The organism is Planktothrix agardhii, assembly GCF_904830935.1.
Taxonomy (GTDB): domain Bacteria; phylum Cyanobacteriota; class Cyanobacteriia; order Cyanobacteriales; family Microcoleaceae; genus Planktothrix; species Planktothrix agardhii.
Genome location: NZ_LR882952.1, coordinates 1182976 through 1208732 on the forward strand (window position 1 = coordinate 1182976; position 25757 = coordinate 1208732).

26 protein-coding genes are annotated in these 25757 nt (G+C 37.6%); 14 read left to right on the plus strand and 12 right to left on the minus strand.

The annotated features are described in order from the left end of the window. The 3 genes from NMG88_RS05525 to NMG88_RS05535 all read left to right on the plus strand — a co-directional run bounded on the left by NMG88_RS05525 (position 1) and on the right by NMG88_RS05535 (position 3898). Complete coding sequence (locus NMG88_RS05525; RefSeq protein ID WP_227366167.1) at positions 1-1245, plus strand: MFS transporter; 1245 nt, start codon at positions 1-3, stop codon at positions 1243-1245. 21 nt (positions 1246-1266) lie between these two features. Continuing rightward, positions 1267-2889, plus strand: a complete 1623-nt coding sequence (gene lnt / locus NMG88_RS05530) for an apolipoprotein N-acyltransferase (protein ID WP_254035194.1) — start codon at positions 1267-1269, stop codon at positions 2887-2889. Positions 2890-3037: 148 nt separating this feature from the next. Then, a complete protein-coding gene (locus tag NMG88_RS05535) occupies positions 3038-3898 on the plus strand; it encodes a GUN4 domain-containing protein (RefSeq protein WP_042152510.1) in 861 nt (286 codons plus the stop codon). Between the two features lie 160 nt (positions 3899-4058). Here the strand turns inward: NMG88_RS05535 and NMG88_RS05540 are convergent, their stop codons facing one another. The 3 genes from NMG88_RS05540 to gcvH form a co-directional block, all read right to left on the minus strand. After that, positions 4059-5132, minus strand: a complete 1074-nt coding sequence (locus NMG88_RS05540) for a class I SAM-dependent methyltransferase (protein ID WP_042152512.1) — start codon at positions 5130-5132, stop codon at positions 4059-4061. Positions 5133-5239: 107 nt separating this feature from the next. Further along, on the minus strand, positions 5240-5773 hold the full coding sequence (locus NMG88_RS05545) for a hypothetical protein (RefSeq protein WP_042152515.1): 534 nt from the start codon (positions 5771-5773) through the stop codon (positions 5240-5242). A gap of 60 nt (positions 5774-5833) precedes the next feature. Then, entirely contained in the window at positions 5834-6211 is a 378-nt protein-coding gene (gene gcvH, locus NMG88_RS05550) for a glycine cleavage system protein GcvH (RefSeq protein ID WP_026786395.1), read from the minus strand. Positions 6212-6305: 94 nt separating this feature from the next. On the opposite strand from gcvH, the gene NMG88_RS05555 reads away from it, so the two are divergent. From NMG88_RS05555 to NMG88_RS05575, 5 genes are all read left to right on the plus strand, one after another. Then, a complete protein-coding gene (locus NMG88_RS05555) occupies positions 6306-7130 on the plus strand; it encodes an alpha/beta hydrolase (protein WP_235751144.1) in 825 nt (274 codons plus the stop codon). 383 nt (positions 7131-7513) lie between these two features. Then, entirely contained in the window at positions 7514-9349 is a 1836-nt protein-coding gene (locus NMG88_RS05560) for an NAD(P)H-quinone oxidoreductase subunit F (RefSeq protein WP_042152522.1), read from the plus strand. A 70-nt stretch (positions 9350-9419) separates the two neighbouring features. After that, the gene (locus NMG88_RS05565; RefSeq protein ID WP_227381813.1) at positions 9420-10124 is read left to right on the plus strand and encodes a carbonic anhydrase; all 705 of its coding nucleotides are present in this window, start codon (positions 9420-9422) and stop codon (positions 10122-10124) included. 117 nt (positions 10125-10241) lie between these two features. Further along, positions 10242-11732: an NADH-quinone oxidoreductase subunit M gene (locus NMG88_RS05570; RefSeq protein WP_227366156.1), complete on the plus strand. Its 1491-nt coding sequence runs from the start codon at positions 10242-10244 to the stop codon at positions 11730-11732. Positions 11733-11839: 107 nt separating this feature from the next. Beyond that, positions 11840-13132: a CO2 hydration protein gene (locus tag NMG88_RS05575; RefSeq protein WP_254035195.1), complete on the plus strand. Its 1293-nt coding sequence runs from the start codon at positions 11840-11842 to the stop codon at positions 13130-13132. Positions 13133-13350: 218 nt separating this feature from the next. Here NMG88_RS05575 and NMG88_RS05580 read toward each other — a convergent pair whose 3' ends face one another. The 4 genes from NMG88_RS05580 to NMG88_RS05595 form a co-directional block, all read right to left on the minus strand. Beyond that, positions 13351-14529 carry a DNA cytosine methyltransferase gene (locus NMG88_RS05580; protein ID WP_254035196.1) on the minus strand — a complete coding sequence of 393 codons (1179 nt, stop codon included), beginning with the start codon at positions 14527-14529 and terminating at the stop codon, positions 13351-13353. Between the two features lie 129 nt (positions 14530-14658). Then, positions 14659-15060: a fasciclin domain-containing protein gene (locus tag NMG88_RS05585; protein WP_235751148.1), complete on the minus strand. Its 402-nt coding sequence runs from the start codon at positions 15058-15060 to the stop codon at positions 14659-14661. 64 nt (positions 15061-15124) lie between these two features. After that, positions 15125-16795, minus strand: coding sequence for an ELWxxDGT repeat protein (locus NMG88_RS05590; protein WP_254035197.1), 1671 nt, complete (start codon positions 16793-16795; stop codon positions 15125-15127). Positions 16796-17083: 288 nt separating this feature from the next. Beyond that, positions 17084-17371 (minus strand): hypothetical protein, encoded by a 288-nt coding sequence (locus NMG88_RS05595; protein ID WP_042152536.1) that lies wholly within the window; start codon positions 17369-17371, stop codon positions 17084-17086. Between the two features lie 245 nt (positions 17372-17616). Here NMG88_RS05595 and NMG88_RS05600 point away from each other — a divergent pair, with 245 nt between their 5' ends. The 3 genes from NMG88_RS05600 to NMG88_RS05610 all read left to right on the plus strand — a co-directional run bounded on the left by NMG88_RS05600 (position 17617) and on the right by NMG88_RS05610 (position 19546). Continuing rightward, positions 17617-18408 carry an MlaE family lipid ABC transporter permease subunit gene (locus NMG88_RS05600; protein WP_254035198.1) on the plus strand — a complete coding sequence of 264 codons (792 nt, stop codon included), beginning with the start codon at positions 17617-17619 and terminating at the stop codon, positions 18406-18408. Positions 18409-18509: 101 nt separating this feature from the next. Then, positions 18510-18905 carry a DUF3119 family protein gene (locus NMG88_RS05605; protein WP_026786379.1) on the plus strand — a complete coding sequence of 132 codons (396 nt, stop codon included), beginning with the start codon at positions 18510-18512 and terminating at the stop codon, positions 18903-18905. A gap of 308 nt (positions 18906-19213) precedes the next feature. Next, positions 19214-19546 (plus strand): hypothetical protein, encoded by a 333-nt coding sequence (locus NMG88_RS05610; RefSeq protein WP_227350232.1) that lies wholly within the window; start codon positions 19214-19216, stop codon positions 19544-19546. Positions 19547-19708: 162 nt separating this feature from the next. Here the strand turns inward: NMG88_RS05610 and NMG88_RS05615 are convergent, their stop codons facing one another. The 3 genes from NMG88_RS05615 to NMG88_RS05625 all read right to left on the minus strand — a co-directional run bounded on the left by NMG88_RS05615 (position 19709) and on the right by NMG88_RS05625 (position 21813). Then, the gene (locus tag NMG88_RS05615) at positions 19709-20713 is read right to left on the minus strand and encodes a phosphoribulokinase (protein ID WP_042152545.1); all 1005 of its coding nucleotides are present in this window, start codon (positions 20711-20713) and stop codon (positions 19709-19711) included. Between the two features lie 47 nt (positions 20714-20760). After that, positions 20761-20991 (minus strand): hypothetical protein, encoded by a 231-nt coding sequence (locus NMG88_RS05620; protein WP_227350233.1) that lies wholly within the window; start codon positions 20989-20991, stop codon positions 20761-20763. Positions 20992-21222: 231 nt separating this feature from the next. Then, positions 21223-21813, minus strand: a complete 591-nt coding sequence (locus NMG88_RS05625; RefSeq protein ID WP_042152548.1) for a thioredoxin family protein — start codon at positions 21811-21813, stop codon at positions 21223-21225. A gap of 197 nt (positions 21814-22010) precedes the next feature. Between NMG88_RS05625 and NMG88_RS05630 the strand changes: the two genes are divergently transcribed. Further along, complete coding sequence (locus NMG88_RS05630; RefSeq protein WP_026786370.1) at positions 22011-22415, plus strand: NIL domain-containing protein; 405 nt, start codon at positions 22011-22013, stop codon at positions 22413-22415. A 44-nt stretch (positions 22416-22459) separates the two neighbouring features. Further along, positions 22460-22969, plus strand: a complete 510-nt coding sequence (locus tag NMG88_RS05635) for a hypothetical protein (RefSeq protein ID WP_052369374.1) — start codon at positions 22460-22462, stop codon at positions 22967-22969. Positions 22970-23178: 209 nt separating this feature from the next. On the opposite strand, the gene NMG88_RS05640 is transcribed toward NMG88_RS05635, so the two are convergent. Further along, positions 23179-23718, minus strand: a complete 540-nt coding sequence (locus NMG88_RS05640) for a GIY-YIG nuclease family protein (RefSeq protein ID WP_042152550.1) — start codon at positions 23716-23718, stop codon at positions 23179-23181. Positions 23719-23904: 186 nt separating this feature from the next. Here NMG88_RS05640 and NMG88_RS05645 point away from each other — a divergent pair, with 186 nt between their 5' ends. Continuing rightward, positions 23905-24567 carry a hypothetical protein gene (locus tag NMG88_RS05645; RefSeq protein ID WP_254035199.1) on the plus strand — a complete coding sequence of 221 codons (663 nt, stop codon included), beginning with the start codon at positions 23905-23907 and terminating at the stop codon, positions 24565-24567. A gap of 67 nt (positions 24568-24634) precedes the next feature. Here the strand turns inward: NMG88_RS05645 and NMG88_RS05650 are convergent, their stop codons facing one another. Further along, a complete protein-coding gene (locus NMG88_RS05650; protein ID WP_026786367.1) occupies positions 24635-25651 on the minus strand; it encodes an aldo/keto reductase in 1017 nt (338 codons plus the stop codon). Between the last annotated feature and the right edge of the window lie 106 nt (positions 25652-25757).

Below are 25757 nucleotides of genomic sequence, written 5' to 3' on the forward strand. Positions count from 1 at the left end.
TTGAACGCTTTTCGCAGGTTTGAACCCAAATGTCAACGCAGTTTGCTGGCTTTATTTATTGCAGGTTTATGTTTCTGGACAAGTATCACCACACTATTACCAACCCTACCATTATATATTGAATCTCTTGGCGGAACGACACAACAAATTGGCTGGGTAATGGGGGCTTTTGCCTTGGGTTTATTGCCGTCTCGATTTTGGTTTGGCCCCCTAGCCGATCGCAAAAGTCGCAAATTAGTCTTATTAATCGGAACAATAGTGGGGACGATGGCTCCTTTGGGATATCTGTTTGCTGAGTCGATTCCATCACTACTGAGTTTACGAGCCTTTCATGGGATCAGTGTGGCGGCATTTACCATCGGTTACAGTGCCTTAGTTGCCGATATAGCACCCGTTGAACGTCGGGGAGAAGTGATTGGATATATGAGTTTAGTGGCTCCGATTGGGATGGCAATTGGCCCGGCGGTGGGGGGGGAAATGCAAGCGATGGTGGGGTATGACCCGATCTTTTTGTCCAGTAGTGGGTTTGCGTTTTTAGCATTTTTAGGAATTTGCCAAGTTTGGGAACCCCAACACAATAAACCGACAACAAAAGCCGATTCCACTTCTCTCTTAGAAAAGGGGTTATGGTTTTTCAAAACCTTATGGAGTCCCCCCCTACGAATTCCAGCATTTGTGCTATTAATGGTGGGTTTAATTTTTGGAACATTAGTCACATTTTTACCTTTGGCGGTGAAAGAATCGGGGTTAGATTTTAATGCCGGATTATTTTATAGTACCGCCGCGATCGCTAGTTTTTTAATCCGTATTCCTACGGGTCGAGCTTCTGACCGTTATGGTCGAGGTTTGTTTATTACTGGGGGATTAATCTGTTATTTTTTAGCGATGTTACTCCTCTCCCAAACTATGCACAGTAATATTATTTTATTGGCTGCATTACTCGAAGGAATGGGGGCCGGGGTTGTGCTTCCGATGATGATTACTTTAATTACTGATCGATGTTTACCTGAACAACGGGGTCAATTTTTCTCCTTATGTTTAACTGGATTTGATCTGGGAATTGCCCTGGCTGGCCCTATTTTTGGCATCTTTGCCGAACAGTTGGGTTATTCAGTTATGTTTGCTTTAGATGCGGGTTTAGCTTTAATTGCTTTAATTAGTTTTGCTACCTTTTCTAATAAAACTATTCGCCTTTCTCTCAAGTTTGCTTTCGGTCAATCTAAAGATATCTATAGTTTAAATTAATCCCGGATTTTGTCATTATTTATGAACAAACGAGAACTAATTCAGCCTTTATTATTAACAGGAATAGCAGGGGTTTTAATGGGGGTAGCTGCCGAACCTTGGGGACTTTGGGGATTAGCTTGGGTGGCCTTAGTTCCTTTATGGGTTAATGTTTTATCGAATTTTACCCCCCCTAACCCCCCCTTGTTAAGTGGGGGAAGTTTTGCGAGATTTAAAATTACTTTAATATTAGCTTTAGTTTGGGGAATCGGCTATTACGGAACCGCCTTATTTTGGATTACGGGAATTCATCCGATGACTTGGTTAGGAGTTCCCTGGTTAGCGAGTTTAGCGATTACTATATTTTGTTGGAGTTTTCTCACCCTTTGGGGGACTGCTTTAGTAATAATTTGGACGGGATTATTTGTAATTTTATCGGCTCAATTTGCTCAAAGATTCTCTAAGATTTCCCTAGGATTAAGCCGAGTTTTAATTGCCACAGTTTTATGGTGTGGTTTAGAATATTTATGGAGTTCCACTGCTTTATGGTGGTCTTCTTTGTCCTATACCCAAAGTTTTGGAAATCTGATTATTTTACACTTAGGTCAAATCTCTGGCCCCACAACTATTACCGCCACTTTATTAATTGTAAATGGGTTAATTGCAGAAGGATTAATCTTAAATCGAGATCAAAGTTATTCTCAGACTCAAGATCAAAACTCCTATTTATTATTAATTTTAGCGGTATTATTTTTGATTTTTGCCCATGGATTGGGATTGATTTTATATAGCATTCCTTTACAAAAAAATCCAGACCAGGCGTTAAAAGTGGGAATTATTCAAGGAAATATTGCCAATGAAGTTAAATTAAATTATTCAGGATTTTTACAAGCCCTAAATGGCTATACAACCGGATATATTACTTTAGCTAATCAAGGAGTAGATTTTGTAGTGACTCCAGAAACGGCCCTACCTTTTTTCTGGACTGACTCGAATCAGAGACAAAATAGTTCTTTTTATCAAGCGGTTTTAAAGCAAAAAGTTCCGGCTATTGTGGGAAGTTTTGCCTTGAAAGAAAATGGATATACTAATAGTTTATTTTCCATGGATGGGGAAGGAAATATTATCGGTCAATATGATAAAGCTAATTTAGTTCCTTTAGGGGAATTTATCCCCTTTAGTGAAATTTTAGGCAAATTTATTAGCAGATTATCGCCATTAGAAGCAACATTAATTCATGGTAAACCCAATCAACAATTCCAGACTGCTTTCGGTCAAGCTACGGTGGGAATTTGTTATGATTCAGCCTTTGCAGAACATTTCAGACGCCAAACTGCCCAGGGGGGAGAATTTCTGATTACGGCTTCTAATGATGCTTACTATTCCTATACAATTTTAGCTCAACATCATGCCTTAGATGTGATGCGAGCCATTGAAAATCATCGTTGGACAATACGGGCTACAAATACAGGATATTCGGGCTTTATTGACCCCCATGGGAGGACTCAGTGGATTTCAAATCAGAATATATATCAACTCTATGCTGATACAATCTATCGTGATCAGACCCAAACCCTTTATGTCCGTTGGGGGGATTGGCTAATGCCTGTATTATTAATTGCAGGGGCAACCCTATTTTTATTTAAGATTGACCGTTATGGTTAACTATTAATTTAAGTAGTTGCACAAAATAAATTACCTAGTTGAGAGAGGGAACACCGGATCTGGGAACCCCCCCGTCCAGTAATCACAAATTGATTTTGTTGATTTCCCGAACATCGATTCGCCGTAATATCACTATTTTCCAATTTTCATGCGCTTTCAATGCCCAGTCTGTGACTTTGACTATCAAAAACCTATTCCAGAAACCTGTGTAGTCTGTGGATGGGATTTACAAATCCATCTATCTATACCAGAAAATTTAAAACAGGATCAAAAATCTTTAGACTGGGCAAAACAAACTTGGAAACGTCTCCAAACCGTCGATATTTCTAAATATAAAACTATTTCTAAATCAAAAAAAAGATTGACCGTTGCCGACCTTTTACCCCGGTTAGAATCCTTGGAAAATCAACTACAACAAGCTACCTTAGAAAGACAAAATTTAGAGAATTTGTTGACAGAGATATTACATTATTTAGAAACCATTAACCCTGAATTATTAGTCAATATAAATCCGCCATCTTATCCAGATTTTCCCCAATCAGAAGTTAGCATAGACTACAGTTCACTCAGCGAATTATTAGCCAATGGAGATTGGAAAACCGCCGATGAATATACCTGGGAATTGATTTTATATATTGTCGAAAGAGAAGCCGAAAAATGGTTAAGACCAGAAGATATTGAACAGTTTCCCTGTGCGGATTTAAACACCATCAACTGGCTATGGGAATATTATAGTCAGGGATTATTTAGTTTAACAAGTCAATGGCAAATTTTCTATGATTTAGAAGGAGATTATCCAAAATTTTGTGATCAAGTGGGTTGGTGCCGGGGAGAAAGTTGGCTTTATTATGAAGAACTAAATTTTACCCTAAATGCACCGCTAGGACATTTACCTATTATTGCTTGGCGAAAACGAGCCTGTTATGGTGTAGGGAATGCAGCCCCAAACGAAAATTTATCCTTAATCTTTTCTCGCCTCTCCACCTGTAGTAAGCCCTTTAGGGCTTAATCTTCTCAAACTTAGAAATATAGGAGAAAGCCCTAAATCTTAATCATTATCATTTATTGGTTTATGTTGATAAATTTCCAGAATTAAGCCGTTTATTTAATATTATTCATGAAGGATTGGGATGATTAATTAATTAATAAAGACAGCCATGAAGGGCTTACTACGGTTTTTTTAAGATTAAGATATCCTGGTAGTTAGTGGCGGGAGTTCGTCCACACCATAACCCATAATATTTGGCGGAAACTGTAAAACCTAATGCTTCAATCCACTGTGTTACTGATACTTCTCGATGACCCATATCACTTTCGGGAATTTCTAAATTTGAGAAAAATGAGTCTTCAAATTCATGGATTAAATTTTGAGAACTTTTTCCGGCTTTAATTAGAGCTTCTGATTCTTCATTTAACAAAAAGAATGTACATAAACACCGTCCTCCTGGTTTGAGAACTCGATAAACTTCTTTGAGATAATTTTGAACTGCATTGGCATATAAATGGGTAAATACGGAAGTTAAGAAAACAAAATCAAATTGTTCATCGGCATAGGGAAAATCATAGTTTTCTACTTTAATTGTTCCTTCTGTATTATAGCGTTTATTATAAATATTCGCCCATTGAAAGTTAAAATTAGGTCGATGTTCATGAATAACAGATTGATTCCAGTTAATCCATTTTTCAACAATATCAAACCCTTCGTAATGGGCGGTATCATCTAAATAATAGGCGAGGGAATAGGCCATGCGACCCACGCCACATCCGGCATCTAAAATAGATTCGTGGGGTTTTAATTGGGCTTTATTAACAAAATGACCCAGAAAATCACAGGCGACAAATTTAAAACTTCCTCCCACTCCTACCCGATCTTCTTTATCGGGAACCGGAAGACTAGATTCTAATAAATTGAATAAAATTTCTCCTTCCTGTCCCTTGAATAAAGGAATTAATTGTACTAAAGTATTAAATTGATTCGGTGCAATCACTTCTATGGGAATATAAATTAAAAATCGAGCTTGGTCGGCGTTAGGTAAGGTGGGAAATAGTTTATAAACATCGGGACTAGGCAGATTTTTTTCGATTTTGAATTGGGTGATTTCTTGACCACCAATAATTAGTTTAAATCCTTCTATGGGTTCACCTTGAATTGAAGTTACCCATCCTTTTAAACGGACTTGATCCGCTTCTAGGGTAACATCTCCTAAACAGCCAAGGGTTTTGAGCGTGGTATGAGAATTCATAAGATGATTTTTGGTAACTTTAATTGATTGAAAAATTATTCTCCCCTCTCCGAAAGTAAGGAGAGGTAGAGTTTAATTACTATTCCTTATTTTTGGATTTAGACTTGCTATAATAAGCGTTCTAAAATCTTGACTATAGCCGCCAGTTGTTCTGAATCATATTTCCAACGTTCTAGGAAATCTTGATAGCTTCCTGCTCCGGTTTGAACACTGTTGAATAGTTGTTGAAGCCGCGATCGCAAAAGGGAAAAATTCAACTGTTGAATTAAATTAGAAGAACGTTGAACAACCTGTTGTGAACTTTCCTGCATTTCTAAGTTATTATGTCGATGATGATAGACGACCATTGCCGCCGACATCGCCACATTTTTAACCAGTAAATCTGACACAATTTCCGGCGAGGTTTCTAAGGCTTGAAGGATCGGAGTCATGGGCTGATCAAAACCGGGGCGAGCATCGGTTAAATAAGTCACAAAAAAGCCCCTAGCCCCATTATGAGTTTTAACTAACTCCGTGATCACCCGTGTAATTTCAGCCTCCAATAACGAGTTTTCTTCTAGTGTATTTAACAACAGTTCAGTAATTTCTATCCCTTGCTCAAAGGTAACATTTTCTGGAACTGATATAGATAAATCGGTCATAGATATTTTTTAATCAAGACTTTGAACAGACCTAAAACCCAAAACCCTCTGTTAAACGCCTTAAACTAAGGCTTGATATTGTTCTGCGGATAAGCTATCATCTAAATCACTAGAATCAGTGATTTTAACTTTGATTAACCATCCATCTCCATAGGGATCATCTGATAGAATTTCAGGGGAATCTTCAAGGGTAGTATTACATTCAATCACTATACCGCCTATCGGTGAAATCAATTCTTCCACGGCTTTCACAGACTCAACTGTTCCAAACTTTTCTCCCTTCTCAATTTCATCCTCTACATTTGGTAATTCCACAAAGACAATATCTCCAAGTTGACTCACAGCAAACTCAGTTATCCCAATGGTGGCGATTTCACCATCAAGTCTGACGTATTCGTGGCTATCTAAATATCTCAGGTCTTCAGGATAGGATGTCATGCTGATTCCTCAAAGTGTATTAACTAGATTAATTGTTCACAAAATCTATTAAACTACAAAATTAGAATAAAAACAGCTTTACCTTGTAAATAACATGATCAACCGCCAGACTTTGATCAAACGCTTTATTATTGGTGACTTTTCGGTAAAACGAATGATCCGTTTTCTGATAATTTTGTATTTAGCGGTTGGGGTTTGGGCATATTTCTATTCAGAAGGCTTAATTTTTATCCCTCAACCTTCTAGCTATCAACTGACTCCAGAATTCCTAACCCTGAAAACAGAGCCGGGTGTAAATATCACAGCCTTATATTTACCAAATCCTAAAGCTAAATATACTATTCTTTATAGTCATGGCAATGCGGAAGATTTAGGAGATATTCGCATTGTATTAGAATTACTTCGTCAGATGGGATTTGCGGTTTTTTCCTATGATTATCCCGGCTATGGAATCAGTACGGGTAAACCTTCAGAACAGGGTGCTTATCAAGCGATTGATGCTGCCTATGATTATCTCACACAACAGTTAAAAATTTCCCCAAATCAGATTATTGTTTATGGCCGTTCAGTCGGTGGTGGGCCATCGGTGGATTTAGCATCTCGTAAACCCGTGGCGGGGTTAATCCTTGAAAGTACATTTATTAGCACCTTTCGGGTTAAAATAGACCTTCCTTTATATCCTTTTGATAAGTTTGCCAATCTGAGCAAAATTCCTTTAGTTAAAGCTCCGGTTTTAGTGATTCATGGAACAGTTGATCAAGTGATTCCTTTTAGTCACGGACAACGATTATTTGCCGCCGTAAATACTCCTAAATTGTCTTTTTGGGTGACAGGGGCTGATCATAATGATGTTATTGAAGTTGCAGGCGATCGCTATGAACAAATATTAAAAGAATTTATCCAAATTATTAAAAATTAAATCTTTCTCTATTGTAGATTTACTGGCTTGTTATCAAATAAATTTATATTACAATTGGAGTGATTTTTTAAAAGTTGGCTATGACATGAATTATATTCTTATTGGGTCAGAAAGTATCAAGTGTTAAAGAAAGGTGGGAGGAGGGACTTAAACATAAGTAAAATTTATAATATTTATCAGATACATCTGTTATGTTGATGTACCTCCAGATCTATTCATATACTAATGTCTATGGTATAGTTACATTCAACAGTAAAAAATCTATGTTGCTTTTTCAAGTCCCAGCGACTTCAAAAAACAATAAGGCTCTTGGGTTAAGGTTTTTCCCCCAAGGTAATTCTCCATCTTCATCTTTATTGCAAACTAATCAATAGGTCGCACCAATGACTGATTTTTTCCTAAAAACCTTATGGTGGATACCCTGCTACCCATTAATCGGAGCTTTGTTATCTACCCTCTGGTTTCCGTCTATTATTCGACGCACTGGCCCCCGTCCAGCCGGATATGTCAATATCATCACCACCCTATTCGCCTTTGTACATGAGCTATTCGTCCTCACAGAAATTTGGGGTCAACCTCCCCAACAGTTAATCATTCCTTGGTTTAGTATCGTTGATCTCAATCTTGATATACCCCTAGAAATCTCTGTTGTCACCGTTGGAGCCACCTTAGTAATTACTGGTTTAAATCTTCTAGCCAAAATTTACGCCGTCGGTTACATGGAGATGGATTGGGGTTGGGCGCGTTTTTATTCCCTATTAGCCCTATTTGAAGCCGGGTTATGTGGGTTAGTCCTGTGTAATTCCCTGTTCTACAGTTACATTATTCTGGAAATCCTCACATTAGGAACTTATTTATTGGTAGGATTGTGGTTTAACCAACCCTTGGTTGTCACCGGGGCTAGAGATGCCTTTTTAACCAAACGGGTCGGAGACTTATTCCTATTAATGGGAGTAGTCGCCCTATTTCCTCTCGCCGGAACTTGGAATTTTACGGAGTTAGCCCAATGGTCACAAACCGCCCAAATTGACCCCCAAGTTGCCACCCTATTAGGGTTAGCATTACTGGCGGGGCCATTAGGGAAATGTGCCCAATTTCCCCTGCATTTATGGTTAGATGAAGCTATGGAAGGCCCCATTCCTAGTACGATTTTACGCAGTTCTGTTGTCGTTGCCTCTGGAGCTTGGGTGTTAGTTAAAATGCAGCCCGTTTTAGCCTTGTCTCCTTTAGTAATGTCAACTATGGTATTTATTGGGTTAGCAACTTCCGTGGGAGCCAGTTGTATTGCTATTGCTCAAATTGATATAAAACGCGCCCTTTCCTATTCCGTCAGTGCCTATATGGGCATCACATTTATTGCCGTTGGAACCGGGCAAACTCAAGCGGCTCTTTCACTATTATTTACCTATGCTTTACCGATGGCATTATTAGTTATGACCACCGGGGGAATTATTAGTAATAATATCACCCAAGATTTAACCCAATATGGCGGTTTATGGTCACGGCGTACGATATCGGGATTGTGTTTTTTAGTCGGAATTATCTCATTAGTTGCTGTTCCTCCATTCGGCGGTTTTTGGACGATATTAGAGTTAACACAAACCCTCTGGAACACTCAACCCGCCATTGCTCTTTGCCTGTTTTTAGTTAATGGTTTAACCGTCTTTAGTTTAACCCGTGAATTTGGGTTGATTTTTACCGGAAAACCCAAACAAATGACTACCCGTTCCCCGGAAGTGTTATGGGCGATGGTATTACCTATGACAATTTTAGCGGGATTTTGTCTACATATTCCTTTGTTATTAAAACAATGGAATTTATTACCTGAATGGGAAACTATTAATCTAACAGTTGCAGGTTTATTAATCACCTCGACGGTTTTAGGATGGGGACTCAGTGCTATGATTTATTGGAATAGTAATTGGCAAAAACCTGTTAAACTGCCATCTCAAGCAGTACAAGACTTCTTTGCTTACGATTTTTACACCGCAAAACTGTATCGAGTCACGATTATTTTTGTAGTCGGATTAATCTCTAATACAATGTATTGGATTGACCGCTATATCGTTGATGGATTTGTCAACCTAGTGGGAATAGCCACAATTTTTAGTGGACAAAGTTTGAAATACAACGTTTCTGGCCAAACCCAGTTTTATGCTTTGACAATTATCTTGGGAGTGACTTTACTTTTAGGATTTTTTACGCTGAATTTGTTTTAAAAGATTTCCCAATTTTCCTCTATAATCCATCCAAAGGATTAATTATCTATCAACTCAAGGTGAAAAAGTCATGGACAAAACTCAACAAAACTTAACCATCTCCCGTCGGAATTTATTAAAATTTGGTGCAGGAGTAGCGGGAACTGCGGCTTTAACTGCCGGGCTAGGAACAAAAGTAAGTTTGTTCAAACCTCAACCCGCCGTTGCCCAGAACAATATTACCCCCGAAGAAGCCTTAAAACAACTGTTAGAAGGAAACCAACGGTTTATCGAAAATAAACGAAAAAGTCCTAATCAAACGATAACCAGAGTTCAAGAAGTGGCCCAAGGACAAGCCCCCTTTGCATCTATTCTCAGTTGTGCAGATTCCCGTGTGCCTGCGGAAATTATTTTTGACCGAGGTTTTGGAGATTTATTCGTAGTTAGAAATGCTGGAAATATTGCTACTCCAGAAGAAATTGGTAGTCTTGAATTTGGAACATTAGTGTTAGGGGCAAAAGTCCTTATGGTGATTGGGCATCAAAGTTGCGGGGCGGTCAAAGCCACTATTGCTGGCAATGCAGTTCCCGGTCAAATTGCCAGTATTTTAGATGCAATTAAACCGGCGATCAAGCCTAATCAAACTTTAGAAGAATCGACTATTGCTAATGTCAAATTAGGAATTAGTCGTTTACAGGCTTCTCCAGTTATTTCTCAATTAATTAAAGACGGGAAATTAAAAATAGCAGGAGGCTACTATAACTTAGAAACCGGAATGATAAAAGTTGTGGCTTAAAGCTACCTTCAGCAAGTTTATCAAACAAATCATCTAAAACTTTGATAAACTTGCTAATTTCTAAAAAATTGAGTCATTGGTTAACTTAAATATCCCTATTCTTCCCAACCTAAACTTATGTTGAGTGCTTTAATTATTATTCCAGTTTTGGCAGTTCTATTAATTGGACTCTTACCTAAACAATTGTCGGCTTCTCAAGTTCGTTCCATTGCTTTAGCAATCACAGGTGTGATTTTAATTTGGACAATAAAACTCAGCTTTGATTTTGATTTAACCAATCCTAATTTCCAATTGCAAGAATATTTAGCTTGGATTCCCCAATTAGGACTATCCTATAGTTTAGGAATAGATGGTTTATCCTTTCCCTTAATCGGTTTAAGCGGGGTTTTAACCTTTATTGTCATTGCCAGTAGTCACAAAAATTTGGAGCGTCCTCGCCTCTATTACGCCATGATTTTATTGGTAAATGCGGCAATTGCTGGAGCCTTTTTATCTCAAAACTTACTCCTGTTTGTTTTATTCTATGAATTAGAATTAATCCCCATTTATCTTTTAATTAGCATCTGGGGTAGCGAAAAACGTGCCTATGCAGGGATGAAATTTCTGATTTATACCGCCCTTTCTGGGATTCTAATTCTAGCCGGATTTTTAGGTATGGCGTGGTTAAGTGATGCCGGAAGTTTTGATTATTCTGCCATTCAAACTCAGAACTTTGAATTAACGACTCAGTTAATTTTACTCACGGTTTTACTATTAGGATTTGGGATCAAAATTCCCCTAGTTCCCCTGCATACTTGGTTACCCGATGCCTATGTCGAATCTTCTCCCCCCGTGACAATTTTATTAGGAGGAATTTTAGCAAAATTAGGAGCCTATGGTTTAATTCGTTTTGGTTTACAACTGTTTCCTGAAGCTTGGCATATTGTTAGTCCTACCCTAGCAACAATTGGGGTAATTAGTGTGTTATATGGAGCCTTAACCGCTATTGCTCAACAGGATATTAAACGCATGGTAGCCTATAGTTCTATCGGCCACATGGGTTATATTTTAGTGGCGGCTGCTGCTGCGAATGAATTAAGTTTAATTGGGGCAATTGCTCAAATGGTAGCCCACGGTTTAATCCTTGCCATTCTATTTCAATTAGTCGGAATTGTAGAAGAAAAAGTCGGAACCAGGGACTTAAATATTCTCAATGGTTTAATGAACCCAGTTCGCGGTTTACCCCTAACCAGTGCTTTATTAATTATGGCAGGAATGGCGAGTGCTGGCATCCCTGGTTTAGTGGGATTTGTCGCCGAGTTTCCCGTCTTTCAAGGCACATTTTCGGTCTTCCCAATTCACAGTTTATTGTGTATTATTGCCTCCGGTTTAACGGCTGTTTATTTCGTGATTCTCCTCAACCGAACTTGTTTTGGTAAACTGGATAATAAATTAGCTTATTATCCCAAAGTTACCTTTTCAGAACAAGCTCCCGCATTGATTTTAGCCGCGTTTATTTTCATTCTCGGTATACAACCTACTTGGTTATTTCGATGGATGGAACCCACCGCCCAAGCCATGGTTATTGCCTTAAATCAATCGGTTCCTACCCAAATCGCTATTAAATAATAAACCCGTAGGGGCGGGTTCAAATAAATCTTTCTGAACCCACTATCAACCCAACTAAACCCGCCCTATATCCCAATTTTTAACAACAATTAAAACCAGGAAAAATTATGACAACAGCAACTTTATCTCAAACAAAGTTACCCCCATCAACCCATGAATTTTCCCAGATTATTCACCGCTTAGAAGCCGGGGGAGCAATGTTACCCGATACCCCAGGAAACTTAATGCAAATTATCGGGATTTATAAAGCCTATGCAGTACCCATGGATTTCTATTGGCGGGATTTACTTTATATTGCAGAACAGGTGTTTTTAAATCCTTTACCATTTTTAAAATACTTCATTCCTCAAGAATATTTAGATTTGCATAATCATTATGCTGGCGATGATGCTGATTTAAGAGTTTGGCGAGGAGAAGCAACAGCACACCCGGAATTATTAGCCTTTATAGAAAAGGGTGAAACCACAAAAATGCCAAAATTATTGCATCATTTATGGCATGATCGGGTGAATATGGAATTTGCAGAAGCTTGTATGCAAGCCATGTTTTGGCATCGAGATATGGGAGGACAATTTGATCCATATTTAGATACCGATGAATATAAAACTAATGCCGATAAAGCTATTAAAGCCTATTTTAAGAAAAATCCAATGATGATGGGATTATATAAACTATTCCCTGATTTATTCTTAGAACAGGTCAAAATGATGTCCTATTATAGTAATTTAGGACTATTCTGGGAAGTGATGGCGCCTGTGTTTTTTGAAATGAGTGATCTCTATGATGAAGGCAAAATTAGCAGTGTTCCTGAAGCAATGAATTTTCTGGTTAATGGGATTTTTGCTATTGCAGGACGCCCGATTTATCATCATGTTTATATTGATGGGGAATGTTATGAAATTATCCCCAAATCTAAGGGGTTTATGTGGTTATATGAGGCGGCATTACCCTACGTTGAAGCCGTGTTTTATCGGACGTCTCCCTTCCGAGGAACTAAATCCTATAATGCTCAAGCCCAGCAAGTTCCTAATGATCAAAAAGACTTCCATTATGGCATTCTTTATGCTGATATTTTCCCCGTTGGGACAGCCGGAATTCCCCCGACATTATTAATGCAAGATATGTTACATTTCTTGCCCAATTATTTAGTCGAATATTACCAAAAACATTGTCGAGGTGAGGATGATATGTTGATTCAGTTGGCGAATAGTTTCCAACGGTCAATGTATTGTGTCACTTCTGCGGTAATTCAAGCGTTGCGGACAGCTTTACTATATCCTTTAGATGATAAAAATCCTAAACATTTGATGGCAAATCGTCAATTTTTTGAAGGTCAATTAGATCGGTTTAAACGTCCTGAAGCACGATTAAGAGATATTCAAAGCTCTGATTATCGTTAAATTGGGTGTAGGGTGTAGGATTAGTTGTTTAATGTTTATTACATTAAATTTTCTACACCCTCGATTCCTAAATGATGTATGGGGAATTTTTGAATAAACCACAAAGGCACTAAGCTGTTCAGCATCTAAATTGGTCATGCAGAAATCTTGAAGCTTATGCAGTGCGAGCGTCCTCGCTCGCTGGAATATACAGTTTAAATGCACAACAGCTTAAGACACTAAGAATAATTAAATAAAGTTAATTGTTGATATTTTTGAGGGAGAATTGCTATATTTTTTTTACCAATTCTCTGACAAATCCATTGAATACAAATAGGAACAACAGCATTTCCAAATAAAGCATATTGATCGTAAGTTTTAGCTGCTTGACACCAATTGTCAGGAAATCCCATTAAACGGGCATATTCTATTGGAGTTAGTCGTCTAAATTTATTACCAATTTGATATCTTTCATAATGTCTTGAGGTCGATGCAGTCAGGGTAGAAGCAACTCCATTAACACCAAAAATAGTATACCCTAACCTTGCACCGCCCTCTTGATTATATAAAATTTCTACGCCATTATAATAGCGATTGACTGCTTTACTGTTTTTAATTCGTTCTAACGTATCTGTGGTAAAATCAAATTGAGGCTCAACTTCTGATTCATATTGAAGAATATCTTTTAATCGGATAGGGGGATAGATATTAGGAAAAAGGGGAAGGGATTGACTATACATTTTATTTTGATAAGCAATTCCCCAAGGATGGTTTTTAATCTTTAAATCTAAAATGGGAGATAAAAATTTATCTATATTTTCTAAATCAAAATTTAAGTATTCAGTCTCACTTTGATTTAAAAAGATTAAATTATCTTCTAAACTGATAGGGTTAAAATTCGATTTATAACGAGTTCCAAAAATAAAAATCCGCTCACGGTTTTGAGGAATACCAAAATTAATCGGACTAATAATTCGCCATTCAATTAAATAATTAAGAGATGCTAAAGCATTTAAAATTACTTTAAAATGGTGTCCCTGTTCCATCGTTAAAATACGTTTGACGTTCTCTAGTAAAAAATACTGTGGTTTTTTAGTATCTATAATTTCTATAATTCGTTCAAATAGGGTTCCGCGAACTTGATCTCGAATTCCTAATTTTTTACCTGCGGAACTAAAAGGTTGGCAGGGAAATCCTGCGGTTAATAAATCATGGTCAGGAATATCCGATATATTGATAGTTTGAATATCTCCTAATACAATTGAATTTTTACCGAAATTACTCTCATAAACTTGACCACATAATTCATTGATATCATTAGCCCAAATCGTTTGAATTTGACTAGCTTCTAACCCCAAACGAAAACCACCAATTCCAGCAAATAATTCAACCGCCGTCCGTTTTTTAAATTGACTCAAATTTTGTTCTCCTTGATTAATAATTAATAGTCTGGATAGAGATTTTTTTGTTAAATTAATCACCCTAGAGTTGGGATAACCCACCCTAGGGTGATTTTTCCTGAGAACAGGAGAATTATTGATTACAAATTAACCCATTAAAATCACCGTATCAATAACATGAATAATGCCATTATCCGCTTCAATATCGGGAGCGAGTACCGTGGCATTTTTAACTTCAAAACCATCGGAACAGTTAATCGGAATTGGTGAACCTTCCAAAGAAGTAACAGAACCTAATTTTTCTAAATCGGCTTTTGTTAGTTTACCCAAAACAACATGAAATTTTAGAATTCTAGCTAACTGCGGTGGATTTTGAACTAAGGTTTGTACTGTTCCAGGGGGAAGTTTTGCAAACGCTTCGTCATTGGGTGCAAACACAGTAAAAAGGCCAGGACTTTTTAATGCTTCCACTAAACCTGCGGCTTGAACAGCGGCTACCAGGGTTGTAAATGAACCCGCACTTACAGCAATATCAACAATATCAGCCATGGAGAGAATTTAACCTAATTAAAAAAGAGTTCCTCTAAAAATGGTAAACGAATTTTGAACAAAATTAGAAACCATTGCTAGAATTAGAAAAATTTGGCAATTGATAAGTGCTGTTGACTTCAGACATTAACTTGAGATTACTCATGGCTAAACTCTTAACATCACTTCCTAATTGGGTCGGGGTTAATTTCCATAATTCATTGCCATGTATGCCATCATCAGCGAGTAAATAAAGTGTATTATTCACATCAACGGGAATGGAAGGATTAGAACTTCCTTTTCCTGGGTTAATATCTGCTACCATCATTGTACCTGTTTCTGTACCATTACTCATCCATAATTCTGTACCATAAGTTGGATCAGTTAATTGAAAATAAAGGATGTTATTGATGGATTGTAATTTTTCGTTGTTAATAGGGAAACTGGTATTAGGAAAATCTTTGACTAATGTTGTCCCGACATCTGTACCGTCAGTCTTCCATAATTGAGCCGTTGATATATTATTGGTATTATAGTCGTATTTTGATATTTGAAAATACAAGTTATTGTCAATAGTTTCCCAGTCCTTAATTGATAAATCTCCCACATCTTTGATTAAACTAATATTGCCATCAGTCCCATCTATTTTCCATAACTGATTGTTGTCTGTCTTGGTAAGAGAGTCATATTTATTAACTAAAAAATACAAGGTATTGTTTACTGTTGTTAAGTAATCTGGAGAATAATTTCCTAAGTCTTGAACTAAGGTTGTTCCGGCATTTGTGCCATCACTTTTCCATAATTCATAGGTTGTTTTATTGTTATTTTCTGAGGGGGAGACGGATACTGAAAAGTAAAAAGTATTGTTGACTTCTCCCCAAAATTTATTAATATCTCTGATGTTGCCAAAATCTTTAACGACAGTTGTTCCCGTATTAGTTCCATCACTTTGCCAGAGTTGATAATTTACGGGAACCTCTGGCGAATATTGACTATTCACTTCAAAGTATAAGGTATTATTGATAATGGCTGTGTTATTTTCAGAAGTATCACAAAATATTGAATCACCAAAGTCTTTAACCAAGGTTATTCCTGCTTCTGTACCATCGGTTTTCCACAACTGAAACGCAGAGGGAAGGTTAATGGTAGCAAGATCTATATGCAAAACGTTCTTGTCGTTATTAACATCTAAATACAAAACGTTGTTAATTTCTCTGAAATTAGATATAGTATGGCCGAAATCTTTAACTAAGGTTGTTCCCGCTTCTGTACCATCTGTTTTCCATAACTGATTCTCATCATAGGAGGAGCCTACTGTAGTAAAATAAAGGCTGTTCTCAATGGGAGTAAAATTCCTGATATTCCAGTAACTTCCCAAGTCTTTAACTAACTGAACTCCTGTATCTGTGCCATCAGTTTTCCACAACTGCAAGCTTGAGGTCATTGTGCTAGGATCTAGATTGATGACTTGAAAATATAGGGTGTTGTTATCTACTTTCAAGGCTGAAGAACCGTGAGAGGATAAACCTTGATCTTTAACTAAATTAGTATCTGCTTCTGTGCCATCACTTTTCCACAACTGTTCCTTGGCTGAATAGGAATAATAACAAGATCCAGTTTGATCAGCTTGGAAATAGAGGGTATTGTTAAAATTTGTCAACTGATCTGCGGAAAGGTCAGACTGTCCGGGAAAAATATCTTTAACGAGTTCGGCTTTCCAAGGAGAAATAATGGTTAAATCTTGAACCGTTGACATACAATTATGCTCCTTTTTACAGTTCTAAGTCCTATTTGTGAAAGGGTTGGGTAAAAATATGACTTCCTAGGAGTCTTTCCAAGCAGATGAACCTGTTTATATTACTCTTGAGTATATATACTTAACAAGTATAACTTTCTCAAAATGGGATTGTTCTTTTCTTAATCATTTCTTCAATAAATTATTGAGATATATATTTATTTATCAACTATTATTAATATACGAATTGAATCCGTATGTTAATCTTTCCAGCCTAGTTTTATGATAAAATATTAATAATTGTCAATATTAATTGCTACGGAGGTTTTGACAGCAAGCATAGGTATCAAATAACCCGCCCACTAAACTAAAGGTTAGAGCAATAACCAAACAACCTTGCAAGGGATGTCCATTGCCAAAGGTGGCAAGAAATTTGAGCATTTGGTGACAGCCTAACGTCCCTAAATTTTGTATAATAGGGAGGTGACTCATCAGGACAAAGGTGATTAATCCCACGGCAATGAATAATAGCGGGGCGATGAAACTAAAGGTAATTGCTAGTAACAAAGAACGAAGGAAATGGGGCAAAATGCTCATAAATTTGTCCAAAGGAGATCAGCTATCTTCAGCTTGTTTGCCAGTACCGTTGACTTCAGTTAGATTGGAGATCAGGGAAAATCTAGCCTATCAACTTCTAAGATAGGAGCGATCGCTCGTTTTTATCGAATCTGTGAGAAATCTTAAATATAAAGTAAAAAAAATTAAGATTTAGGCTTCATAAATCTTGTTGAAGATTTGTATATTTCTAGTTATCGGTTGAACTTTATACAGTTGTTATTCCCTTGAGCAATTCTAAAACTCTTTCCAGCTTTGGACTTTGGCTACAGCGATTTATGGCCGCCCTGTTATTGGCGGGTCAGGTGGTAGTGCATTTACTCCAGGGCAAAATTCACCGTCGTAATACTTTGGAACAAATGATCATAGTTGGCCCGGAATCCTTGATGATTGCTCTGCTCACGGCGAGTTTTGTGGGGATGGTGTTCACAATTCAAGTAGCACGGGAATTTGTCGCTTTGGGTGCGGTGAATATTGTCGGGGGAGTTCTGGCTCTGTCCCTGGCCAGGGAACTTAGTCCGGTATTAACAGCCGTAATTGTCGCTGGGCGAGTCTGTTCGGCTTTTGCGGCGGAAATTGGCACGATGCGGGTCACGGAACAAATTGATGCTCTTTATATGTTAAAAACTGACCCGGTGGATTATTTAGTAATTCCCAGGGTAATTGCTTGTTGTTCGATGTTACCAATTTTAACCGTAATTTGTTTAGTTACGGGATTAGCTGGGGGTCTATTAATTTCTACTACTATGTACAATATTTCTTCAACGGTATTTTTAGATTCAGTACGGAATTTTCTACAAGTTTGGGATGTTTGTAGTGGGTTAGTTAAAGGCTTAGTTTTTGGGGCGACCATTGCCATTATTGGAACCAGTTGGGGATTAACTACCACCGGAGGAGCAAAAGGTGTGGGTCAGTCCACGACAACGGCTGTTGTCACCGCCCTATTATCTATTTTTATCATTGATTTCTTCCTATCTTGGATTATGTTTCAAGGGATGGGAAGCTCGGTCAAGGGTTGATAAATTTTTAGGATATTTGCCTAATAATAACCGTACTATCCATAAAAATGATGATAATTTTGGTAAAATTGATTGAACTGCTTTTGACTCAAAAATAACAAATGACCACAACACCCACAACCCAAACTTCTAATATCGTTGAGTTACCTCCGAATTATATAATTCCGATAGTGCTGCTCATTAGTGCTTTTCCCCTATTTTTAATTCAAAGATGGGTGAGTTTAGGAGTCGCTATTTTTGCCCTATTTTTGTTAGTGCAAACCGCCCTCATTCGTCTACAATTTACCCCCACGGATTTAGACGTTTATCGGTCAGGTAAACTGCTGCGTCGATTTCCTTACCAAGACTGGATAAACTGGGAAATTTTCTGGACTCCTGTACCAATTTTATTCTATTTTAGGGAAGTTAAAAGCATTCACTTTTTGCCGATTATTTTTGATGCTAAATTGTTGGAAACCTGTTTAAAACAACATTGTGGAAATTTAAAACAGAATTAACAATTAGGCTTCTTCTGTCACCCTCCGAGATGTCAATCCCTAGAATCTTTATTAGTCAGTCAATACAAGCTATCCTATTACAAAAACTAGGTTGTTGTATTTGTTGTTAGAAAGAAATAGCAGCGATCGCTTCCTATGCAAACGCTCCATAATCCAGAAATGGCAAATAGGCAATCTTGCTAGGGGAAGAAAGTCTGAATCTGATCGGGTTTGACTAACGGAGGAATTTATGATTGGCATTTTTGAGCAATTTTTGATACTCTAGGATTAAAATATCTTTGTCAATCTTAGTCAGGATAATGATTGCTATGAAATCTCAACAGATGATTACCTTTTTTTCTGAAATTGTGACCCAAAAACCCGAACTATTTTCGGCGGAAGTTTTAAATGATTTAACCCGATTAGAAGCGGTTTTGGATAACTCAGAGACAGAATCGAATTCTGATCGAATTGAATCTATATCGGAAGCTATTATTGAGTTTTGTGATGTCAACCCTCAAATTAATTCTAAATTGACAGAAATGGGATCTGAACCTGAATTCAATGCGGCTCAAAACTTGGAAGAAAATCAAATTCAAACCTTAAGTAATTCCGTTAAAAAAGTTTTAGATTTACATTTTTTAAACCGCTCTAATGTTTAAATGTATAGCAGTTATATATAGGGATAATTCATGAATTATCCCTATATATAATTTATTCATGAGGTGCGCTTAAGCGCAACAACGGGCAAAAACATAAAAAATAACGCGAGATTAGCCGATCCCGCGTTACCTGAGTTTAATTGAACAGCTAACCGCTAAAAATTAGACCGCAGCGGCAACTTTTTCGTTAGCACTAACTAAGCGCTCGTAGGTCGCCCGCATTTTCAGACCAACTAACACCTGGAATAATCCGCTACCATTATTGGAACCGGGATACTCTTGGCGTTCGCGGAGGAGGTGGGTCATCTCTCCATAATATTTCGTAGACAGGTTGCTTAAGTGTCCTTCGACGTAGATCATTTCATCGAGGTTATCGAATTGACCATCAACTTCGAGGATAGACACTTCATTTCCGTAGTAATTATCGGGGCCGTAATACATTTTTAGACCCGGATAGGAACAGGTGAGTTTACGTCCGCAAGGTATCCAGTAAATCGTTGATCCTTGATCAAATAAGTAGGAGGGTTCGAGTCCTTCCACACCTTCTTTCTGTACCAAACGCACCCGCAGAACTTTGTGTTCCTTGTCTTCAGCAATCAAGTTAGTGGGTAGAATTTGAACCACCACATCCGCATATTGCTTTTGGGGGTCAATATAGGCTTCAAAATCAGGACGACGAGCATTAATTGCCGCCAAAACATCTTCATAACGATGTCCCCGTTCCGCCATATCGCGCTGAATTTTCCACGAAATTTTAACTTCGTCGCTGATATCCAGATAAACACTAAAATCAAGCAGCGATCGCACTCTTTCGTCATATAACGGGTGCAATCCTTCAATCACAATAATATGATTGGGCTCGATTCGTTCGGGGGGATCTAACTCGCCAGTTTCATGATTATAAATGGGTTTATCAATGGATATACCGTTTTTAAGAGCGTTAACTTGCTGATACATTAAATCGAAATTATTAGCTCTAGGATCAAGAGCAGTAATTCCAGTTTCTTTGCGTTGCTTACGATCTAAACAATGGTAATCATCTAAACAGATAACCGTTACAAAATCTTTTCCAAAGATGTCTGTTATCCGACGTAAAAATGTTGATTTTCCGCACCCAGAATCTCCAGCAACACCAATTAAAACCACGCGATCCGGCTTATTTCCCATCTTCCTCTACCCTAAAAGAAACTGTTGACAACTTAAGATCATTGAATTTAAAGCATTAAAACCTTGACCAATGCCAGCACCGTTGAGTCTTCACCTGATCCGAAGGTGGAGTAAACCTCAACTTTGTCGTAGTGAACGGACTCCCAACTGACAAAAGGCCTTGCACTTAGGCAAGCTAAGTATTTAATACTAACTTTTGTTTCTAATTTTACCAGAAGGGGATCATCCCTACAAGCATTAATTCCAATATATGGCAATCCTATTTGAGTTTTATCCAAAATTCAGGGAACACCGGAAAAGGCAACGGGCAAAAGGCAACGGGCAAAAGGCCCACGGGCGACACCGCAACAAAAGATAATCAACGGCATATTACAGATTCGGGGAAGGTGGGGATTATATCCAATATTCATCAAGTTATTCCTTTTTCATTCCGATGCTGCACACTCAAAGGTATCCGTAGAGACGTGCCACGGCGCGTCTCTCTACTCCAAATTTTTATCGAAAATAAATTATTGAACTTGAGCACCATGGGAACGGGGATCACTACTGCTAGGTTGATCAATATTTAAGGGAGAATTAAAAGCCGAAACTTGACCGATGGCTTGGGTATAGGGAAGGGGATTTTCTGCAATTAAAGACTCTAAATTGGCTTCTAAAATCGGGCGAGGAATTTCGCCAATGGTTTGGGCAATTGTTTCGGCTTTTTGATTCAAATAAACGAAATGAGGAATGCCATCGACTCTATATTTTAGCAGTTCTGGCAACCATTTACTATTATCGACATTCAACATCACAAAATTGAGTTTTTCCGAATATTTATGTTTAATTTCGCTTAATTCTGGGGCCATGGTTTGACAACTGGTACACCAATTTGCATAAAATTCCATTAGGGTCGGTTTGCCATTATTCAAGGCAATATCTAGGGGAATTGATTCTTCCACGAGTTGAGGGAGGGAGGTGGAAGTGGCTTCGCTACGAATTGCTAAGAAAACCGAGAGACTCAGAATTATAGCTGCGATAATAATTAAAAAGTTTCTGATCCGTTTGGCTAAATCGGAAGGTTCGGTTGAGGGGGTTGAATGTAATGGGTTTTCGTTCATATTGATATTGTCAAAGATGATAATTATTATTGATGATTTTAGTTTAACAAAATTTTGAACCAAATTGATTAACGTTCTTGTGAAAATTGTTGTAAAATAGAAATGTCAATGAAATATAAAAGGAATAAAAGTCTGTGGTGCGATACTAACTTATCCTGAAATGGACTCTGGGACAAAAATAATTTAGGATTAATCAGATGAAAAAACGAGTGACTTTGACGTTTCCCAAACGTTCTATTCAAATACCGATTACCTATAGATTGGCTAAGGATTTTAATGTAGCTGCTAATATTATTCGCGCTCAAGTTGCGCCGAATCAAGTCGGAAAATTAGTAGTAGAATTATCAGGAGATATTGATGAACTAGAGGCGGCTATTGAGTGGATGCAAACTCAAAATATTGGAGTTTCTTTAGTCGGACGGGAGATTATCATTGATGAGCAAAGTTGTGTGGATTGTGGACTCTGTACTGGAGTTTGTCCGACGGATGCCTTGACCCTGAATCCAGAAACCTTTTATTTGACGTTTACTCGCTCACGGTGTATTGTTTGTGAACAATGTATTCCAGCCTGTCCCCTTCAGGCAATTTCTACTAATCTTTGAAGGGAAATCCCATCTAAAAATTTATTTTTTATCCTAATCTTTCAATGAAATCACAACAACAAATTACAATTATTACTTGGTTTTCCTTTGGATTACTTCTCGTGACTTGTCTGAATTTTGGTTGGTTTTTATTTGAGTCGAGTTGGTATTCTTTGGTTTCTGGTCTATTTTTAATGTTGATTTGGTCAATTGATTTATTCTTTACCCTGCCATTGAATCAATTAAATTCGTTTGTTTTAAAGAAAATCAGAACGGATTTAGGCACATTTTTAATGATTGTGTTTATCTCTATTCTGGGTGTATTTATGCTGACCTGGATTAAGGTTTCTATTAATATTTTATTAATGGTTTCAGCGACAGCTTTAGCTCGGTTAGAGTTACAAACTGCCCGTTTTAAAGATTGGCACTCTTTTATTATTTTATCTATATTATCTACCCTGGGTTTAATATTAGGATGGGGATTAAATCACTATTTTTCCTTCGGACATTTAGAATCCCAGTTTTGTTTACCCTTTCATTTAGGATGTATTCATGTTCCTTATCGTGATAGGTAATGGGGATCACGGATTTAAGAGGATTTCACGGATTTTAATCTGTGTTAATCTGCGTAATCTGCTTAAATTCGTGATAGGTAATGGGAAAAATATAAGTTTGATCTGTAAACTCTTTAACTGATAACTGATGACTGGTACTGGCGGGTTCATCGAGATTTAGATAATTAACAAAGATCTAAAAGAACCCGTCCCTACAACCAATAAATTAATTATTTTAAATCTAATAATCCACTGGTTTTTAATTTGGGATTAAAGCGAATTTCCTCTTGTAATCCTCGGGCTTTTAGTGCGGCAAAAATTTGTTCTTCTACACGACGGGCGATTTGTTTTAACAGTTTTTCTTGACCGATTTCATCGGTTTTTTGATACTGATCTTGTTCTTCTGGAGTCATCAAAGGTTTCACTTGAATTGGATCATTCCAGATAGATTCATCTTCCCCATTACCGGGAGGAATTGAACCATTTTCATCAATCCAAGCCTGTTTAATCCCTTCTAAAATAGTGCGACTCGGCCGATCAATAGTTTGTAACTTCAACCAATAGCAGGCTTGATTTTGACGAATAAAATGTTGTTTTAAACTTAAATATATATCCCTAGAATAGCCTACATATTTTAAATTTTTATCTGAATTAAAAATAGCATAAACTCCGATTTTTCCTTGGATTGATTCGGGAATTTTGCCATTTTCATCCAGATAGGGAATATAGTCCAAACTATTAAGGGAAGGAATTTCGGTTGGAGTAGTCATTGATCCAAAAAATGCTTTCTCCCTGATTTTAAAGGTATTGGTGTCGATTTCTGAAAATTGGATACTAAAGTTTTATTAAGCCAAGCTCCATATTAAGGTTTCGGTCAGAATTTCTGCACCAGTTTAAGGATTATTGTGGAATTTGAGTTAGCATAACTCTAAGATTGTAGTAAGTCAGCCACGACCATGCAGAATAGTGAAGAAGAATTATTAAAACCGTCGCCCCATCCTGTCGATGGGTGGAAGTTAGCCGAGTATGTTTCTATTGCGGGGACAGCAGTGGGAACACTCGTTGCTGCATGGTATCAGCCGATTATATTTGCTGGGACTCCCCTAACTTTGGCCTTAATTTTAAATGTGGTAAATCGCCAACGGTTTGAACAGGATATGCGTCAATATCTGGATGCGGCGATTACGGATGTTAGGACAGTGGTAGAATTGCTCCATCAACAAATTCAACTGCTACCCTCGGAGTCGAACGAACTTGATCCAATTACGGATGTCCTGACGGAGTTACAACGGGTGACTCAAGGGTTAGAAAAAAATGCCCTGCGACAAGATGATTGGGAAGTTATGAATGTCCGCTTTCAGTTAATCCAAGAAACAATTGATGAATTGAAAACATCAATGGAGACATCAGGACTTAATTTTGAAAAAAACGATCAAGAATCTTTAAACGCAACTTTAGAAGCATTTGTAAATCAGTCAATTACGGATTCAGCAACCATGCAAATACAAATCGATCAGCTTTCTGAACAGGTTAATGTCTTACAAACGGAACAGCAAACCCTAATTAAACCTTATATTAAACGCTTAGTTAATGCGGTTAAGGAGTTAAAAAATCGTTAAATTTTAATCCTATCCCCCCTTTTTTATGGGGCGTAGGGGGGATTAGTGGGGGAAAATATCAAGGGATTTATCTATATTCGTCACCGCAATCACCAATTATTTGCATCAGATCTTGGGATTGAAAAAGAACGGAATTAATATTTTGATAATCTTCGGAGTCGAGACTAAATTCAAAGACTTTAGCATTATCTTTGATATGGTCGGAAAGCCCTAATCTTGTCCCCACCATGGCTCCAGCAACGGTGGGTTGTTCTAGGATATAACGAACTGCAATATTAGGAATTGTTACTTGATGTTTTTGGGCGATCGCATTTAAAGTTTTTAAGAGAGTTTGAAATAAATTCCATCCTCCCCAAGCATTGATCATATTTTTATATTTTTTCAAGCTAACGGTTTCTAAATTAAAGCCATTTGGTTCAGGTTTTCCCAGATATTTTTCCGATAAAAAACCACCACAAAGAACACCATAGGGAAGTAACTTAATATTATGACCTTGACAAAATTCGGTCATTTGAGCTAAAGGACGGCGATCAACTAAAGAAAACTGCACTTGATTGGATACAATTTTAATCCCATTTTCAACAATAATTTTTAAGTGTTGAGTATCAAAATTGGTTAATGCTAAATGTTTGATTTTACCTTCGGTTTGTAGTTGCGCCAGATAATTTAAAGCATCTAAATAACTTTGATCTCGATAATCCCACCAATGAAATTGTAGTAAATCGAGACAATCAACTCCCATGCGTTGGCGAGAAATATCAATATTTTTTTCCACCAGGGCTTTTGTCATTTTACCCGGACGGGGAACCCATTTGGTAAAGGCTTGTACCTGAGATAAAGCCTCCTGTCCACGGGTGGAAATTAATTGTCGCCTAAATTCCCCAATAAAATCCTCCGCCGGGCCATAATGATCAGCTAGATCCCAAGTGGTATATCCTGCGTCTAGGTATTTAAACATACTTTCGAGCGCAACGGTGGGATTAATCCGACCATGGGCACCAGAGACTTGCCACATTCCGTTTAAAATGCGACAAATATTTAAGTCTTCTGTGAATTGAAAACGACTAGAATCGGTAAGTTTCATAGGTGATTTCGTTACTTATTTATCAATTTTACTCAGTATTGTCGCTCTCCTGATCGCAACTTTAGTGGGTTTAATAACTTCTCGTTGGATTTTGATTCCTTTGACC